Raw genomic sequence first — 18,683 nt, 5'->3', positions numbered from 1 at the left:
CGGGATGAGACGCCTGGCGTCATCGCGGAGGAGGAGAGCGGCGCCGTAGTGTGATGGCTTCCACGCAGTGAGGGGGCCGTCCGATGAGCACGTGTCGGGTTTGGGGCCGGAAGGGCCTGAGGCGCGGAGCCAGTGGGGTCGGGTTCGTTGCGTTGCTGCTGGCAGCAGGGTGCGCCACGGGGCCAGGGCCGGGAGGCTCGGCAGACACCTGGCAGGGGCGCGGCTCTCGCCGCGAGTTCCAACTGTCGACGGGCTCGGGGCAGGTGGGGGCCGCGCAGTGGGGGCCAACGGAGCTGGAGCCTGCGGAACCTGCTGAGTCCAGGCTCCCGCCGGTTCCGGAGGGATGGCCGGAGGAGGCTTCCACCGACGAGGAGTTGCTGGCCCCCTTCCTGGCATGCCCCACGGTGGTGGAGTACCTGGCGTTGCAGCGCAGCGTCGATATGGCGCGGGTGGTGGGGCGGCTGGGAGATTGGAACGCCGTGCGCTTGGGAGCGCTCGGGCCGCTGGTGGACGCCAGGGCCTCAAAGGTGCTCATCGGCAAGCGGGCCGCCTTCTTGCTGAAGGCCATGCAGGACGATGGGGCCTACGCTCAGGTGTTCGCCCTCTTCGTCATCCACACCAGCTTCGACGACGAGTTGGATGGGCTGCTGCGGCTGCTGGCAGGGAACAAGCAGTTGCGCCAGACGCTGGCGGGCATGGAGGCGGTGCGGCAGGAACTGGAGCGGCGCGGGCTGAAGCTCTCGGATTATCCGGAGCGTGGTGAGCGGGCCTCGGACGTGTTGCGAGGCCTGGGGCAAGCGGCCACGGACGCGCTCCACAGCAGCCCGGCGAGTGACGGGGCGCGGTACATGGCGATGAGCGCGCAGCTCCAGCAGATGCCGCCGGCCTACCAGCAGGCACAGCGGGAGCTGGAACGGGAACTGACGCGCGAGCACTTCACTTCCGGCAACGTGGCACTGGGAGCTTTTGACCAGCTGACCTTCGGTGTGCCGTTGGGCTTCTACCACCTGGCAACGGGTACGGCGCGGGGACTGGGGACGCTGGCCGAGCGGCGTTACGAGGAGGCCACGCGAGAGCTGGCTCCAGCGGCGCTGCTGGTGGCGTTGTACGCCGGAGGCAAGGGCGCGCGCTACCTGGCGGAGACGCGAGGGGCAGGAGCAGGGTTGGCGCTTCCGGAGTTGCGGTTGGCGGCACTGCGGCGTGTGGCGTGGCAGGTCGCGGAGCGTCTGGGCGTGGACGGGCTGAACGAGCTGGCGCGCTACATCCGCTCCAGCCGTGAAGCCGCCATCTTCGTGGGCGCCGGGGGAGAGCCCGCCGCCGTGGCGCTGCACGAGGCGCGGGGCAACGTGCCTCGTACCCAGGCGTACCTGGCCGAAGCTCGGGAGCGCCCGGGAATCCCAGAGTCCAAAGCTGCCCGAGGAGAGGTGCTGGGAGGACTGTCCTCGCTGGTGGACGAGGCCTCCGGCCATAGCGCGGAGGTGTTGGAGGTCAAGCTCCGGGAAGCTGAGATGGAGGCGTCGGGTCCGCGCCTTCCTGCGGATGTGGCGCTGCTGAAGAAGCTGCGAGCCACACTCTCCACGCCGCCACCCGGAGTTCCTGAGGGTTCCGCGCTATGGCGCGAGTACGTGGCGTACAGGGAGGGCCGCCTCTCCGAGTTGAAGGCGGGAGAGAAGGCCAAAGGGCCCCTGCGGTGGGAGAGCTACGAGTGGCTGCGGGGGCGGTTCGCCCGAGGGCTGGCGTTCGAGCGGGTCATGGTGGCCCTGCTGCGCGCGGACGCGGCACTGCCACTGGCGCAACGTGTCTGGCTCAAGGACTTCATCGATCCTCTCATCGAGACCACTGTGGGGGTGGCGAAAGAGGGCCAACCCGGCGTCCGCTTCGCGGACGTGCTCGTGATCGAGAGGCAGCCCCCTGCGGGCCAGTCGCCGCGCGTGGAGTCCTTCAGCTTCAAGAGCCGCGACCTCTCGCTGCTGGATGGTGAAGCGCTGGAAGCACAAATGATTGCGGACGCCAGAGACGCCCTGCGGTATTACGGCGAATCGCTGAACATCCGCCGTCGCGTGCTCAAGTACCTCGGCTCCGAGGTGCAGATCCGGAGGGTTCGCCTCGTCTATGAGGGTGGTGAACTCAAGCCTCGGAACCTGGATGTGTTGCAAAAAGCAGTGCCAGCAGTTCAGAAAAAGGTGAGGGGAGTGGAGGTGCTGATTCCATGAAGGTGCTGAGCTTTCATGACTTGAGTCCAGAGGACCAACTGGATCTCCGCTTCGAAGGTACCTTCAACTCGCAGATTTCACCTGAGCGCGAGTTGGAGCCATTCCTCCACGCACTGGAGACCTTCGCGGGCAACTGGATGCCGGACGTCGTCAAGGGCAAGCGGCTCCGAAAATATTCCCGCGCCGCCCTTTGGAAGGCCCTAGAGGAAAAGCGCGACGGGAACGGAGCGACCATCGGGCTCTATCGCACGACGGCACCCGCGATAGACATGACACTCAGGGTCTGGTTCCCGCCCGAGGAACCCGAACTGTCGATCGGGCTCTCCGTGCAACCCCTCTCCCTCTTTACGGAAGGGCATAGCCGCAGCTTCGTGGACATGGTCCGCGCCTGGGCCTCCCACTATCCAACCACTCACGCCAAAGCCAACAGCCTGGCAGAGAACCAACTGGCGGATTCTCCCTGGTACGGCCGCGATATGCAGACCGCGATCAAGGAAGGTTTTGACAGGATCTACGAGGTGTGCTGGCTCAACGTCTTCGGCCACAAGTTGGTGGAGATGGTTGGCCGCGAGCGCATGTTATCCACGCCTGCTCACCGGGTAGAGGAACTCCCCAACGGCTCCATCCTCCTGGTGACGTGGCCCACGGCCGCGAGCTTTGCTGCCGAGGGGGCGCGCCAGGCCCAGGCCCGCGCGCACGTCCATCTCCGGCCAGAGCTCGACTTTGACACCGTGTTGCGCACCCTGCGCGAGCGCAGCGCCGCACTTGTCCCTGTCGAGCCCCGCTTCCACCCGGACGTGGCTCCGCTTCTTGCGCGAGTGGTGGACCTCGCCCCCATCAGCGAGCGCGAACGCAAGGTGGCCGAGTTCAACGCCTGGCAGCCACCCGAGCCGGACGAGTGGTTGCCCGCGGACGCCGCCCTGCCTTCGGATGTGCCGGACCCCAAGGCCGCTTGCGAGCGCTACTCGCTGCTCGCGGAGCACCTCGTGGCGCTGATGCACACGAAGGTGTCCTCGGTCTTCCAAGAGACCCCCAATTCGCTCACGGACGTCGATTTTCAGCTCTGGCGTGAGGACTTTCCGAGAGTGTTTGAACGACGTGACATCGACGAGCGCGCTGTGCCAGCGGTGGGCGGATACCTGGGCCAGGTGTTGATCCGCAATCTGAGTGGACAGTGGATCCCTCGCATGAAACTCGAGGAAGCTCAGGTTCGCGTCGGCGATCGCGTATGGCTTCCGTTTCTCCGAGCTCACCGGTACATGCGCTCTCGCCAGTCGCTGGTGGATTTCTCGCTCACCCAGTTGTTCCGCGTGGCGGAGCGGCACCGCGGATAGCGTCGTCCACACTGGCAGCCAGTCTCGCGGCGAGCTCCTGCACGTAGGGAGGCTTGAGCAGGGACAAGTGGTCGCCCGGAACCTCGTGGACGTCCACGCCTCCAGCGGCGAGCTTGCCCCAGCCCATGGTTCGCTCCCGGCCTCCCCGGCGCTTGCGCACCTCGTCCGAGGAGAAGAGCGTCACCCGGTGGGGATAGGCGCGCGGCTCGTACGTAAACGTCTCTCGGGCGTGGATGAGGAAGAGCCGGAACATGGACAGCATCGCGGGCTGGCGCAGGGCCATCATGAGCGCCTCGTCCGGGACGAAGTTCGCCAGCGCGGAGCGCGCCAGGAACGTCTCCAGCATCCGGCGCTCCCGAAGTAATCGTCCCAGCAAGCCGGCAGCCGTGGAGGCTCGCTCCGAGGAGCCGCGCACCAGGTAGAGGTAGTCCGCGAGGTGCGGCCAGATCGATCGCGAGACTCCCGAGGCGAAGAAGTACGCCATCTGCGCGGGAGTAGGTCTGTGCCCTGATAGCGGCGCCGGCTCGTCGATGAGCGCCAGCAACCGCACTTCCTGCCCGGCGGCGGTGAATTGCTGCGCCATCTCGTAGGCGACCAGACACCCGAAGGAGTGGCCGCCCAGGTAGTAGGGCCCTCGCGGCTGGAAGCGGCGGATGGCCTCGACATAGCGCCGAGCCATGTCCTCCACTCGCTCGTCCGGTGGGGACTCTCCGTCCAGGCCGTGGGCCTGGAGCCCGTAGAAGGGCTGATCGGTCCCAAGCCGGCGTGTCAGCTCGACATACGGGAACACCACTCCTGCGGCCGGGTGCACGAAGTAGAGCGGCGGCCGGGTGCCGTGGGGCTGGAGAGCGACGAGGGGTGAGGCCGTCTCGGGCTCGGGAACTCCCTGGAGGGCCTGGGCCATCCGCTCGACGGTGGCGCCGCGGAATGCAAGGCCCGGAGGCACCTGAAGCCCCAACTCCCGTTGCAGCCGGTCCGTGAGACGCAGCATCACCAGCGAGTCCCCGCCCAGCGCGAAGAAGTCGTCCTGGACGCCCATGGGCTCGGTGCCGAACAGGTCCTCGCAGACCGCGGCGATGCGGCGCTCCATTTCGTTCCGAGGCGCTACGTACGCTGTGCTCAACGGAGGGCGAGGGGCTCGGCGGCTCGTGGCAACCCGAGGGCTCGGGTGGACCGCCGGCCTGGGCAGAGGCGCGGAGGAGGTGACGACGGCACGCGGGGACTCCGTGTCCACCGTGGGCCGCCGGGCGAGGATGAGCCCGTGATCCGCCTCCTCATGGGCGTTTCCAGCCTGGGGGAAGTACTCGACGGTGCCGAAGCCGGTTCCGATCAGGGCCTGCTTCCACACGGATAGCGGGAGCAGGGGGGAGTCCTTGCGGAAGGCGTCATCGTAGTACCACCAGCCCTCGGCCAGTCCCCACGAGAGGACCTCCCAGCGCGGTGTCCGGAGCGCCTCCACCAGCCCGAGCGTCCCTTCCGGAGCGAGCAGGCCCTGCAGGTGCCGGAGGGTGCGAGACACGTCCTTCGTGGCGTGGACGACGTTGCAGGCGACGATGAGATCGAAGCCCCGTTCGGCATATCCCTGCGGACCAGGATCCTGGGAGATGTCGAACACGCCGAAGCGCATCCGTGAGTCCACTCCACGCCGGACCGCCTCGCTCCGGGCGTCGTCGACGAACACCTTGCCGAGATCCGTGAAGCAGTACTCGAAGTCGTGCCCCTGGAGCGCGGTGACGAGCGGCCAGGTCAGCAGGCCCTGTCCGCCGCCCACTTCGAGGATCCGCAAGCGGCGGCCTCGGGTGTTGGCGGCGATGCGGCGCGTGGCCTCTCCCAGGAGCAGGTTGTAGAGGCGCATCTGCCCGTGCTCGGCCGTTCGCGCGTTGCAGTCCTGGACGAATGCAGGGCTCCCATTCGGAAACAGGATGCTGACAGCCTCCACCCGGCCGTTCAGCGCCTGGGGATAGCCTCGCAGGCAGTGCTCCACGAAGTCGAACAGGCCGCGGAACTGCGGATGCTCCGTGTCCAGTCGCTTGCGCAGGGCGCTCGGGGACTCGAACTCCGTGGTGTCTCGCTGGAAGACGAGCTGCTCTCCCGAGACACGCAGGATTCCGTCCTCGGCCAGGCTTGCCAGCAGCGCGTCGAAGAGCCTCTCGAAGCGGGGCTGGATGCCCAGTTGGAGCAGCAGTCCTCGCCGGGTGTGGACCGCGCCTTGCCGGGTGTCCACGCCCGCGGCCCGGAGGTACTCGCAGACAAGGCTGGAGCAGAAGACTTCGAGGCCCTCCTTCAGCCCCGGGTAGCTCTGCACCGGGCGGATGGCCAGCGTGCGGTGCAGCTCCTGCTCCACGGCTTCGAGGGGACGCTCCGGCGCGGAGGCCTCGGGGAGGAGCGATGCGGGCGGCCGGCCCAGCCAGTGGGAGTGGCGCTCGAAGGGGTACGTGGGCAGCTCGACGCGGAGGCGCCTTCGCCCAGAGTGGTGGGCCGACCAGTCGACTGGCACCCCTTGAGCCCACAGGTGTCCCAGTGCTGTGAGCCATGTCTCCAGATCCGAGCGCTCGTCGTCGGGCGATGGGCTCAGGCTGGTGGCGGCGCGTGCGGCTGGGACAGGCTGTTGAGCGGCGAGTGCGCTCAGCACGCGGCCCGGGCCCACTTCGAGGAGCAGGTGGTTCCGAGCGGTGAGCTCCGCCACTCCCGAGGCAAATCGCACGGGTTGTCGCAGGTGCTGCGCCCAGTAGCCGGGATCGGTGGCCTGCGCGTCCGTCACCCAGGTGCCTGTGACGTTGGAGAGGTAGGGCAGGCGAGGAGCGCTCCGGCGCACCCGCCGTACCTCCTGGGTGAAGGTGTCGAGGATGGGCTCCATCATCCCCGAGTGGAATGCGTGCGAGGTCTGCAGCCTGCGCGAGCCCATGCCGAGCGAGGTGAGCCGGGCCTCGAGCGCCGCCACGGCTTCGAGGGGGCCGGAAGCCACGCACGCCGCGGGGCCATTCACCGCGGCCAGGGCGAGTTCCGATCCCAATAGAGGGAGCAGCTCCGCTTCGGATAGGGGCACCGCCAGCATCGCCCCCGGGCGCAGTCCCTGCATCAGTCGGCCTCGGAGCGCCACGAGCCGCAGCGCGTCTTCCAGCGTGAAGACCTCTGCCAGGCACGCCGCCACATATTCGCCGAGGCTGTGGCCCAGCATCGCCGCGGGCCGTACTCCGTGCGAGAGCCAGAGGCGGGCGAGCGCATACTCCACCGTGAAGAGCGCCGGCTGGGCCAACGCCGTCTGCTCCAGGCGCCGTTTCTCCTCTGGCCCGCGATTTCGCGGATAGAGCACGTCGCGCAGATCCTGGCCCAGGTGCGGTTCGAGGAGCTTCGCGCACCGGTCGACCTCCTGCCGGAAGCGAGGCTCTTCCCGGTACAGCGCTTCCGCCATCCCCGGATGCTGCGTGCCCTGGCCCGGGAAGAGGAAGGCGACGCTCCTTCCTCCATCGGGAGCCGTGCCCTCGAACAGCCGCGCGGGCGTTGCCAGCGTCTGCACCGCGTCCGCCACGCTCCGGCATGCCACGGCTCGGCGGTACGCGAAGGTGCGCCGCCCCACCTGGAGCGTGGAGGCAACGTCCGAGAGGTTCGTCTCCGGGTGGGCCTCCAGGTGCGCCCTGAGCCTCGCCGTCAGGGTGTCGAGCGCCGTGGGGCTGCGCGCGGAGAGGACCAGCAACTCCGTGGATCGCCCAGGAGCGCCGGGCTCTCGCGGTGGGGCCTCTTCAAGGATGACATGGGCGTTTGTCCCGCCCATGGCGAACGAGCTGACCCCCGCGCGTCGAGGCTCGGGCCCCTCCCGCCACGGAGTCAGGGTGGCGTTGACGAAGAAGGGGCTGTCCTCCAGGCCCAGCTTCGGGTGGGGCTGGGTGAAGTGGAGGCTGGGCGGCAGGAGCCTGCTCTCCAGAGCCCGTGTGGCCTTGATGAGGCCCGCCACGCCAGCGGCGTTGTTGAGGTGCCCGATGTTCGTCTTCACCGAGCCGATGGCGCAGAACCCACGCTCCTGGGTCGAGCGCCGGAAGGCCTGGGTCAGCGCGGCCAGCTCGATGGCATCACCGAGCGCCGTCCCCGTCCCATGCGCCTCCACATAAGAAACGGAGCGAGCATCGACTCCCGCCAGGGCGAGCGCGGTCTGGATGACCTCCGCCTGCCCATCAATGCTGGGAGCCGTGTAGCCCACCTTCTTGGAGCCGTCGTTGTTGACAGCGGCGGCGAGGATGACAGCTCGGATGGAGTCGCCCGCGGCCAGCGCATCCTCCAGACGCTTGAGCACCACGACCCCCAGGCCGTCCGCCGGGACGGTGCCCCGAGCCTCGGCGTCGAAGGCGCGACAGTGGCCATCGGGCGAGAGGATGTGCCCCTCTTGCGGTTGGTAGCCCGCTCCGACCGGGAAGGCGACGGACACTCCCCCGGCCAGGGCCATGTCGCACTGGAAGTCGAGCAGCGACTGGCACGCGAGCTGGACCGCCACGAGCGACGTGGAGCACGCCGTCTGCACGGTAATGGCGGGGCCGCGCAGGTTCAGCTTGTAGGCGACCCGGGTTGTCAGGTGGTCCTTGTCATTGCCCAGGATGGTCGCCAGCCCATCGAGCAGTTCCCGCGTGTCCAGCGTGGGCGCCACATGGTGCAGCAGGTAGCCCGGCGCTCCAGCTCCAGCGAAGAGGCCGATGGGGCCCTCGAAGCGCTCCGGATCGTAACCCGCGCTCTCCAACGCCTCCCAGGCACACTCGAGGAACAGGCGCTGCTGGGGATCGATGAGTTCGGCCTCCCTCGGGCTGTAGCCGAAGAAGGAGGCATCGAAGAGGTCCACGTCGCGGATCAACCCACGGGCAGAGACGTAGCCCGGCCGCTGTCTCGCTGCCGCGTCGACTCCTGCTTCCTCCAGCCGGGGATCGGAGAGGCGGGTGATCAGCTCGACGCCGTCGCACAGGCTCCGCCACAGTGACTCCACATCCCGTGCTCCCGGGAAGCGTCCGGCCATCCCGACGATGGCGATGGCGTCCGCGGCTCCATCCGTTCCCCGCTCACTGCTCATCGGAGTCCTTTCGATTCTCGTTGGCGCGCCGGAGCCGATGACGGCCGCGCGCGGCGCGCTGCTTCTGGGCACGCTCGTCGATGGTGTTGTCTTCGGCAGAGGGCGGGGTGCTCCCGGCCAGGTGCGTGGCCAGAGCGCGCACCGTCGGGTACCGGAACAGCTCCAGCCCGGTCAGCCGTCGCTGGAAGAGCTGTTCGAGCCGGTGATGCACCTGGGCCAGGAGGATGGAGTGGCCGCCGAGCTCGAAGAAGTTGTCGAGCACGCCGATCTCCTCCAGCCCCAGGTACTCCTTCCAGACGGCGGCGACCTTTCGCTCCACCTCATCCTGAGGCGGGACTCGCTCCGAGTTCGGCTCGTTCCTCCCTGTTGCCAGCGAGGACATTGCCTCCAGGTCCACGCGCCCACCGTTCTGGCCGAGTTGCTCGACCCGGCGGAACGTCCTTGGGACGGGGACCCCGAAACGGTCGCGCACCTCGGGGAAGGCCTCGAGCGTCGGTTCTCTCCCTGGCGGACACGTGTAGAGGGCAGTGAGCTGGAGGCTTCGAGGAAGGGCCGGCTCGGTGCACGCGCGGACTCGAGGCGCATCGGGATCGAGCCCGATGAAGAGCTCTCCCGTCGCATGGCCCAAGGCCGCGAGCAGCGAGGTCCACCCTCGGGCCGGAGAGATGGCCTGGTAGCCGCGGGCACTCGCCAGCCGTTCTTGCTCCTCGGTGCGCGCGGGGCCGATTCCCTTCCAGCGGCTCCAGGCGATGCAGTCGCGCCGGGCGGACGTGGCTGCACGCCGGCTGTGGAGGAAGTATTCGAGGAACCGGTTCGCGGCGGAGTAGGCGCCTACGGAGAAGCCTCCGAAGGCGCTGTTCAGTGAGGAGAAGCCGAGGAGGAAGGCGCTGGGCCGGCTCTCCAGCATGCGCTCCAGGGCGACTGTTCCCTCTACCTTGGGGCGGAGCACCGAGTCGAAGTGCTCCAGGGTTTCCTCCGCGAGAACGTGCTCGACGATGGCTCCCGCGAGATGGAGGACTCCTTCCAGGGGGCCTGCCCAGCGCGCCTCGGACTGCGTCACCGCCTGGCGCAGTGCCTCTTCGTCGCAGACATCCACCGCCTCATAGTGCACCTGTCCGCCGGTGCGTGCCGCCAGCCGCTCGAGCTCCGCGAAAGCCTGGTGCCGCTCGGCTGCCTCTGGCGATGACAAAGAGGTCCGGCCGGTGAGGAGCAGTCGCGCGCGGTAGGTCTCGAGCAGCCGGCTCGCGACTTCTGCGCCCAGCGTGCCCAGTCCTCCGGTGATCAGGTAGGTGCCGCTGTCTCGGAAGGGGAGGGACCGCCGTGCTCCAGCGCCAGGGTCCACTTGCTCCAGCCGAGGCACGAGCCGCTGACTGCCGCGATACGCCACCTCGCGTTCGCGCTGCAGCGCCCATAGCTCGTGCAGGACGCGAGGGAGATGCTCCTCCGGCGTACCGTCCGCGAGGTCCAGGTGGCGGACGTCGAGCCAGGGCATTTCCTGGGGGAGCGTCTGCGTCAACCCGAGCAGCAGCGCCTTGTCACAGTGGATCGCCTCCCCGAGAACAGTGGGCTGGGAGTAGCGGGAGACGACGTGCAGTCGCAGAGGCTGCCCGCCACGAGGGCTCCGGGCCAGGGCTTGAGCCAGGAGCAGCAGGCTCCGAGCACCCCGGCAACGGGCCTCAGAAGAACCATCCTGGGCTTCTCCATCGAAGGTCCACAGGTGCAGCACCTGCGCGAAGGGCGCTGCGTCCGAAACCAGTGTGTCCAGCAGCCAGCGGTAGGCCTCCGGATCGTCGGGGCGGATGCGGAAGGAATCCGGCGCGATCCTCTCTGTGCCGGTGCCGGGCTCCACCAGGACGCATCGTCCACTCGAACGCAGGGACTCGGCGAGCCGTGCGCCCAGACCCTGGGTGTCCACGAACAGCAGCGAGGTCCCTTCCCGTGCCGGACTCAAGGCTCCCAGCGCCCGAGGCCGCCACACGCGGCGGTGGAACCAGGCGGGCAGGATGTTCTCGTTGCCCTGATGCAGATCCAGCGCTTCGAGGACGGCGGCGAAGCGCCCCGCCGCCAGCGCCTCTTTCAGCGCCACGCGCTGGAGCTTCCCACTCGTGGTGCGAGGGAACTCCTCCCGGGTCAGGGGAATGACGTAGGTGGGAGCGGCTCCGAAGCTTGTGGTCACCCGCGTCCGGATCTCCGTGGCGAGGCGTGCGTGCGTCTCGAGGTTCCCGTCGCGAGGGACGAAGAAGACGGCGAATCCCTCGGTGCCCTGTGAAGGCGCATCCACGCTGCATGTCGCAGCGAGCTCCACGCCCTCCACGCCACACACGCGGTCCTCGATGTCGTGGCAGTACAGGTGCGTGCCACGGACGATGATCATCTCCTTCTGTCGGCCCGTGATGGCGAGGTGTCCGCGCAGGAGGAAGCCGGAGTCCCCCGTGTCGAACCAACCGTCACCGACGAAGGACTGCGGGTGGACGCCTCGGACATAGCCCGGGGTGACGACCGCGCCTCGGGCCTGCACCCGGCCGATCACCGCCTCGGGGAGGAGCTGGTTCTCCGCGTCCACGATGCGGAGCTGCACGCCCGGCGACGGCGCCCCTACGTCGATGAAGGAGGCAGTGGAGGCGCTCGCCGCGTCCTGCAATTCCATCACGGCGCTGTCGACGTCGAAGCCCTCTCGGTGGGTGACGACGGTGCACAGCTCGGCCATGCCATAGCCGGGCTGCATGACGTAGGGCTGGACTCCGAAGGGCCTCACGTCCTCGAGGAACGTGCGGATGACGGACAGGGTGACCTGCTCGCCCGCGTTGAAGAGGCGCCTCAGGCCCTCCAGCCGCCAGGTCCGTCCGGGGGCTCGCCGGAGCGCATCACTGACGAGCTTGTATCCAAAGTTCGGGGACCAGCTGAACGTCACGCCGTGGGACTCGATCAGGTCCAACCAACGCATCGGGTCGGCGAGGATCCACTCGGTAGCGACCTGGATCTGATCCAGCCCCAGGTACGTGCAGCGCGAGTGGTACATCAGCAGCGGGCCCACGTGGTCGAAGGGAAGCCAGTTGAGGCAGACGTCCTTCGGTCCATAGCCGTTGACGCGAGCCACGGCGTGCGAGTGATGGACGACGCCGGTGTGAGCGATCTGGACGCACTTGGGCACGCCCGTGCTGCCCGAGCTGAGCTGGAGGAATGCGACGTCCTCGGGCTTCGCTGGGTGAAGCTTCTCTGCGGGAGCGAAGTGCCGCAGCGACTCAACAGGCACGAGCTCGAGCCCAGGCATGGGTAGGAGCTTCGGGAGCCCTTGGAGGGGCTCGAGCAACCGGGGGCTGGCGATGATGCGGGGACGGTCAAGAAGCTCCCAGGCCCCGTGCAGCTTGTCGACCACCGCGTTGCGCGTCTCATAGGTGGGCGCCACAGCCACCACCACGGGAGTGATTCCACCCAGAATGCAGGCCCAGAAGGTGGTGCACAGGTCACGCAGGGAGTCGATCTGCAGGACAGCTCGATCTCCAGAAAGCAGCCCACGGGCGCGTAGCCCGCTCAGGACGCATCGGGCCTCGTGCAGGAGTTCGGAGTAGCGCTGCCGCTGGACCGCGCCATCCGGCCCCACATAGGTGATGCCTCGTTGGCCGGAAGAAGCAGCGATGTGCAGGAGCGCATCGACGAGCGTCCGCGGCGCGTCCTCGGGTAGCACCAGCGGACCGCCATCACTGAAGGCCATGGTTCCAGACTGTGAGCTCACCGGAGCGGAGAGCACAGGCTGGGTCGTGGGCTGAGCCTCCTGGGTTCTACCGGGCCGAAAGCCCGGCAACAGCCGGGAGAGATGCAGATGCTCGCGGCGCCGCGCAGGAGGAGTGAGGTGCACCTCCACGGCATGGAACTCCGATTTCTTCCGGAGTTGCTCCTCCCAGTGCCGCGCGAGCTGCTCGTCCACGAGGGGCAGGCGTTGCAGCGCGTCCTCATCCACCCGGCCTGCCGAGGTGAGGGGGAGGATGTCCACCGGCATGAAGAGGTCCGGAGTGAGGTGGGCGGGAAGTGGCGGCGCGCGGAATCCACCGGGTGGGCGCTGACTTGAGGAGACGACATACGCGACGCATAGGGGGCGCGAGCCAGGGAGACGCCGGAAGCGCACCACGCAATCCTCCACGGAGGCGTCCGCCAGCAGTGCCGCCTCCACATCGGAGAGGCGAAGCTCCTTCGAGAGCCCCCAGCGCCCGGGACGATCCAACCGCGAGAGACGGCAGTCTGGCGCCGCCGTGACCTCTTCAAACAGAGCCTGGAAATCAGCGACGAGCCTGTCCGCGGTCTCCGCCTCGAACAGATCGGTGTTGTAGAGGAGCGTGCCCTCGAGCCCACCGTCGCTCTCCCAGAAGTTCCAGGTGAGCTCGAACGGAGCCACGCCAATGTCCGTCTCCGAGATCCGCACGCGGAGGCCGGCTCGGGTCGTCGCCTCGGGAGGCGGGCGCTGGAGCGCGAGCATTACCTGGAACAGGGGCTGATGGCCCGCCGCCCGATCGGGGCGCAGCACCTCCACGAGCTTCTCGAAAGGGACGTCCTGGTGGGCGTAGCACTCCAGCGTACGGGTGCGGACGCGCGCCAGGAGTTCACGGAAGCTGGGATCGCCATCGAACTGGATCCGCAGCGCCAGCGTGTTCACGAAGAACCCGATGAGTCCCTCCAACTCGCGCTGATTGCGGCCGGCGACGGGAGCTCCCACCACGAGATCCTCGCTCCCCGTGCAGCGGTGCAGGAGCGCACCGAGCACTCCCTGGAGCGCCATGAAGAGGGTGGCTCCCTCCGCTCGGGCCAGCGAGTCGAGTGCCCGAGTCGTGGATGCAGCGATGCGGAGTCCGCGCGTGGCCCCACGCGAAGTAGGCGAAGAGGGCCTGGGCTTATCAACGGGCAACTCCAGCCAGCGAGGTGCCCCCTCCAGCGCGCGTCGCCAGAAGGAGAGCCCGCGCTCGAGCCACTCTCCCTTCAGCCACTGCTGCTGCCAGAGCGTGTAGTCGGCGTACTGGACGGGCAGGGCGGGCAGGGGCGTGGCATCCCCCGCGAGGAGCCCCTCGTAGAGGGCCGTCAGATCCCGGGCCAACACGTCCAGCGAGGCACCGTCGCAAACGGTGTGGTGGATGGCCAGGAGCAGCGCATGCTCGTTCGTGCCGAGCGATGCCAGGTGGGCTCGGAGCAGCGGACCTCCAGCCAGCTCGAAAGGACGCGCGAGGACCTCACGCGCCAGTGCGGCGAGCTGCTCCTCCCGCTGGGGCGCGGGCACCTCGCCGAGGTCTGTCACAGGCAGCGGAACGGGAGCAGGCGGCATGATGCGCTGCACCGGGCCATGCTCCCCGAGCGGGAAGGTGGTCCGCAGGCTCTCGTGACGCTCCATGAGCGCACCGAGGGCACGCGCCAGCGTGGGGACATCGAGCGGACCCGTCAGCCGCGCGACGAGGGGGATGTTGTAGGGATCCGCAGCGGGATCGAGCCGATGGAGGAACCAGAGCCGTTGCTGGGCGAAGGACAGCGGAATCTCCTCCGGGCGCGGTACCGGGACCAGGGGAGGAAGTTCCGCCACGCGCTCTCGGGAAGCCTCGACGCGCTCGGCGAGCCGTTCCAGCGTCCGAGCCTGGAGCACCTCGAGGGGAGGCACCTCCAGCCCCAGCGCCTCGCGGATCCGCATCGCCACCGCAGTGGCTCGCAGGGAGTCTCCGCCGAGTTCCAGGAAGTCGTCATCCAGGCCCACCGGAGCCACACCCAGCTCCTGGCTCCAGAGGCTCTCCAGCGTGCGCTGGAGGGGCGTCTGCGGAGGCCTGAAGGACGCCGCGAGCACGGGGCGCTCCCGCCCCGGAGGAGGCAGTGCGCGGCGATCCACCTTCCCATTCGGAGACACCGGCAGCGCTGGCAGCTCCACGAAGGCCGCCGGGACCATGTACTCGGGCAGTGACTGCTGCGCGAACTGCCGCCACCCCGAGGGCCCAGGAGACTGCCCCGGCGGAACGACGAGATAGGCCACCAGCCGCTTCTCGCCAGCCGTGTCCTCGCGCCCCACCACCGTGACGGCCTGCACCGCCGGGTGTCGCGAGAGCACGGTCTCCACTTCGCCAGGCTCCACGCGGTAGCCACGGATCTTGAGCTGGTCGTCCTTGCGGCCCAGGAACTCGATGTCTCCCTCGGGCAGGACTCGCACGAGATCGCCCGTCCGGTAGAGCCGTTCGCCCGTGGCGGGATGCGGAATGAACCGCTGCGCCGTCAGCTCCGGACGGCCGAGATAGCCGCGCGCCACACCCTTGCCGCCGATGAACAGTTCCCCCACCGAACCGCCCGGCACGGGGCGCAAGGCCTCATCCAGGACATGGACCGTCGCACCGTCGAGGGGACGGCCAATGGGCGGAGGGCGATCCGACGGAGGCTCCTTCGCGACACACTCATAGGCCGTGGCGTAGACGGTGGCCTCAGTGGGCCCATACGCGTTCACGAGCCGGCGGCCCGGACTCCACCGCGCGACGACAGGAGCGGTGCAGGCCTCGCCACCGGACAGCAGCATCCGCAGGTGAGACAGCCCCTCCGGAGGGAGCACCGCCAGCAGCGACGGAGGCAGGACCGCGTGGGTGATGGTCTGCGAGCGCAACAGCCCCAGGAGCGCCGGTCCGGGCACGAGCGCGCTCTGGGGCACCAGATGGAGCGAGCCTCCCGTCGCCCACGCCATGATCATCTCGGACACCGAGAGATCGAAGTTCAGCGAGGTGTACTGGAGGACGCGCGCAGGAGCTCCGAGATCGAGCGCGCGCACGAGCGCCACGGCGAGCTGGACGATGCCCCCGTGCTCGATCAACACCCCCTTGGGTCTCCCCGTGGAGCCCGAGGTGAACAGGAGATAGGCCAGCGTGCTCGGCCCAGCACGGCCCGGAGGACGCGAGGTGGGCAGCGTGAGCAACTCGGGATTCGAGTTCAAGCGCAGCCGCCGGGCCGAGGTCTCAGGGATCGCGGCCTCGACAGCACTGTGCGTGAGCACCACCGGGACGGCGGCATCCTCCAGGATGTAGGCGAGCCGCTGTCGAGGATAGGCCGGATCCAACGGGACGTAGGCTCCACCCGCTTTGAGGATTCCGAGCATCCCGACGAACATCTCCAGCGTGCGGCCCGTGCACAGCCCGACGGGGACCTCCGGTCCCACCCCCAGCCCCTGGAGCGCGTGGGCGACCTGGTTGGCTCGAGCCTCCAACTCTCGATAGGTGAGAGAGCCTTCTTCGGACACGAGCGCGACCGCCTCGGGATTCCGCTCGGCGCACGCCTCGAACAACCCGTGCATGTGAGGACTCGGAAGCGTATTCACGGTGTCCATAGATAAAGGGGGCGAGAGCCTAGGACAGGCGACTCTGGGAGTCACAAGGTCCTCGGTGGCCAGCCGGGTCCCGCTGGCACATAGGCCCGTCTCCAGGCGAGCGTGCCTGCCTGGCTCCTGCCGTGGCGTTACACTGTCCGAGAACCTCGGGATCTCATAGAAGGACGCGATGCAGGAACGGAAGCTCGCAGAGTCCTCGACAGTCGTCCCGTCTCCCCGTCCCCCGGAGCGGACGCAGCGGGTTGTGCCGGCCTTGACCGTCATCTCCCACCCCGACCTCCAGCGTGCCGGAGAGCGGCTGCTGCTCACGGCTCTGGACGCTCAGGGGAGCGTGGCGGTGTCTCGCACGACCCCCGAGTTCAAATTCCCGGGTGCGCTTCAGGGGATGCCGCTGGCGGATGCGTTCCTCAGTCGCAAGCCCCTGGTGTTCACGCCCACCGCGGACGGCGGCGTGCGGCTGAGCGTCGAGGAGAGCGGAACTTCGGTGTACGTGGCGGACACGCCCGTCATCGGCTCCCAGGAGTTCTCCGCCGAGGAGCTGGTCGAGGGGGTGCCGCTGGTGCTCGCCGAGCGCATCGTGCTGCTGCTCCACCAGGTGTCCGAGGGCGAGCCGGCGGCCATGGAAGCGCTCGGGATGGTGGGCTACAGCGTGGGCACGCGCCGGGTGCGCGAGGGCATTGCCCAGGTGGCGGATCTCAAGGTGCCGGTGCTCATCCGCGGCGAGACGGGCTCGGGCAAGGAGCTGGTTGCTCAGGCCATCCACCGCTCCAGTCCTCGCCGGGCCGGCCCCTTCATCAGCGTCAACCTGGGCGCGCTCCCCAAGGAGCTGGCGGCCGCCGAGCTCTTCGGGGCGCGCAAGGGTGCCTATACGGGCGCCGTGCAGGATCGCGAGGGCTTCTTCCGCGCGGCCCATGGCGGCACGCTCTTCCTCGACGAGGTGGGCGAGGCACCACCCGAGGTGCAGGTGCTGTTACTGCGCGTGCTGGAGACGAACGAAGTGTATCCAGTGGGTGGCCACTCTTCGGTGCCCGTGGACGTGCGGTTGATCGCCGCCACGGATGCCGATCTCGAGGAGCGCATCCGCGACGAGCTCTTCAAGGCTCCGCTGCTGCACCGGCTGGCGGGTTATGAGATCCGGGTTCCTCCGTTGCGAGAGCGCCGCGAGGACATTGGCGTGCTCTTCGCCCACTTCGCCCGCCAGGAGCTGGAGGCGGTGGGGGAGACGAATCGCCTGGAGAGCCAGGACCCGCGAGCCGAGTCCTGGCTCCCTGCCTCCGTGGCGCTCCGGCTGCTGAACTATTCGTGGCCCGGCAACATCCGGCAGTTGCGCAACCTGTCGCGGCAGCTCGTCATCGCCAGCCGGAGCCTGCCCTCGCTTCGGCTCCTGCCGCACATGGAGCAGGAGCTGAGCAGCGCCGCGACGCCCGCGTCCGAGCGGGTGGGCACGACTCGCCGGCAGAAGCAGAAGCCCGAGGCCACTTCGTCGCGGCGCAGGCCCTCGGATGTGAGTGATCAGGAACTGCTCGAGGCGCTGCGCGCCACGGGCTGGGACATGAAGGCCGCGGCGGAGAAGCTGGGTATTACCCGTCCCTCGCTCTACATGTTGATCGACAAGAGCCCCAGCCTGAGGACAGCGGTGGAGCTGAGCCCCGAGGAGATCACCCGCTGCTTCCACGAGTGCAACGGGGATCTCGACGCGATGGTGCAGCGGCTCGAGGTGTCCCGGCGCGGGCTCCTGCGCCGGATCAAGGATCTCGGGCTGGTCACTTCGTGAGCCCGGAGAGGCTCACAGGTAGCCAGCTGCGCGCAGGTTCTCCTCGATGCGCGCGTGCACGTCCCCTGGCTCCAGCTTCAGCTCCGTGCCGGTGATGCGCTCGAAGGCCGTGAGGTACTTCTCCGCCAGATCCACGCGCACCTCGTCCGGGATCGGCGGCGGCGTGCCGTGCCCCGAGAAGTTCCGCTCCCGGATCAGCCACTGGCGGATGTTTTCCTTGTCCAGCATCCGCTGATCCTCGCCCTTCGAGAACCGCGCCTCGTACTCGTCCGCCACCCAGTACCGGCTCGAGTCCGGCGTGTGGATCTCGTCGATGACGTACAGGTCATCGCCCACCTTGCCGAACTCGTACTTCGTATCCACCAGGATCAACCCGCGCGTGCGCGCCCACTTCTGCCCCTCGGCGAACAGCGCCTTCGCCGCCTCCGTCAGCCGCGCCCAGTCCCTCGGGCTCGCCAGCCCTCGCGCGAGGATCTCCGCCTCGGAGATGGGCTCGTCATGCTTGCCGTACTGCGCCTTCGTGGACGGAGTGATGATGGGCTCGGGGAAGACCTCGTCCTTGCGCAGCCCCGCGGGGAAGGGCAGCCCGTAGGCCGTGTGCGTTCCCTTCTGATAGTCCCGCCACAGGCTCCCCGTCAGGTACCCGCGAACCACCATCTCGATCGCGAACGGCTCGCACGCCCGAGCCACCGTCACGTTCGGATCCGGTATCTCCAGCACGTGGTTCGGCACCACGTGCTTCGTGCGCTCGAACCAGAAGTTCGCCAGCCGGTTGAGCACCTCTCCCTTGAACGGGATCGTCGTCAGCACGTGATCGAACGCGGAGAGCCGATCCGTGGTGACGAGGATCAGCCGATCCCCTCGCCGGTACGTGTCCCGGACCTTGCCCTGATAGTGCGTGCCCAGCGACGACAGGTTCACCTGCCGGAGCGTGTGCGGAAGCTGCGCGTGGAGAGCGGACGTGTTCACGAGGCGCCTCGAAGCC

General features: G+C 68.5%; 6 protein-coding genes. 3 read left to right on the top strand and 3 right to left on the bottom strand.

Translation table 11 applies throughout. The features are described 5' to 3' along the window. Positions 1–83 precede the first annotated feature (83 nt). Positions 84–2,213 carry a hypothetical protein gene (locus KY501_RS21440; RefSeq protein WP_224365092.1) on the top strand — a complete coding sequence of 710 codons (2,130 nt, stop codon included), beginning with the start codon at positions 84–86 and terminating at the stop codon, positions 2,211–2,213. Beyond that, complete coding sequence (locus KY501_RS21435) at positions 2,210–3,547, top strand: hypothetical protein (protein ID WP_224365091.1); 1,338 nt, start codon at positions 2,210–2,212, stop codon at positions 3,545–3,547. The genes KY501_RS21440 and KY501_RS21435 overlap by 4 nt, the downstream gene beginning before the upstream one ends. On the opposite strand, the gene KY501_RS21430 is transcribed toward KY501_RS21435, so the two are convergent. Together KY501_RS21430 and KY501_RS21425 are read right to left on the bottom strand one after the other, a co-directional pair. Beyond that, complete coding sequence (locus KY501_RS21430; RefSeq protein WP_224365090.1) at positions 3,507–8,597, bottom strand: type I polyketide synthase; 5,091 nt, start codon at positions 8,595–8,597, stop codon at positions 3,507–3,509. The genes KY501_RS21435 and KY501_RS21430 overlap by 41 nt on opposite strands. Further along, positions 8,587–15,891: a non-ribosomal peptide synthetase gene (locus tag KY501_RS21425; protein WP_224365089.1), complete on the bottom strand. Its 7,305-nt coding sequence runs from the start codon at positions 15,889–15,891 to the stop codon at positions 8,587–8,589. The genes KY501_RS21430 and KY501_RS21425 overlap by 11 nt, the downstream gene beginning before the upstream one ends. Before the next feature lie 202 nt (positions 15,892–16,093). On the opposite strand from KY501_RS21425, the gene KY501_RS21420 reads away from it, so the two are divergent. After that, positions 16,094–17,698, top strand: coding sequence for a sigma 54-interacting transcriptional regulator (locus KY501_RS21420; RefSeq protein ID WP_224365088.1), 1,605 nt, complete (start codon positions 16,094–16,096; stop codon positions 17,696–17,698). A gap of 12 nt (positions 17,699–17,710) precedes the next feature. Here the strand turns inward: KY501_RS21420 and KY501_RS21415 are convergent, their stop codons facing one another. Continuing rightward, positions 17,711–18,667, bottom strand: coding sequence for a phosphoribosylaminoimidazolesuccinocarboxamide synthase (locus tag KY501_RS21415; RefSeq protein ID WP_224365087.1), 957 nt, complete (start codon positions 18,665–18,667; stop codon positions 17,711–17,713). Positions 18,668–18,683: the final 16 nt, after the last annotated feature.

It is taken from the genome of Hyalangium versicolor, assembly GCF_020103695.1.
Classification (GTDB): Bacteria; Myxococcota; Myxococcia; order Myxococcales; family Myxococcaceae; genus Hyalangium; species Hyalangium versicolor.
Note: the sequence above shows the minus strand (reverse complement) of the source record. Positions and strands in the feature narration are given on the sequence as shown.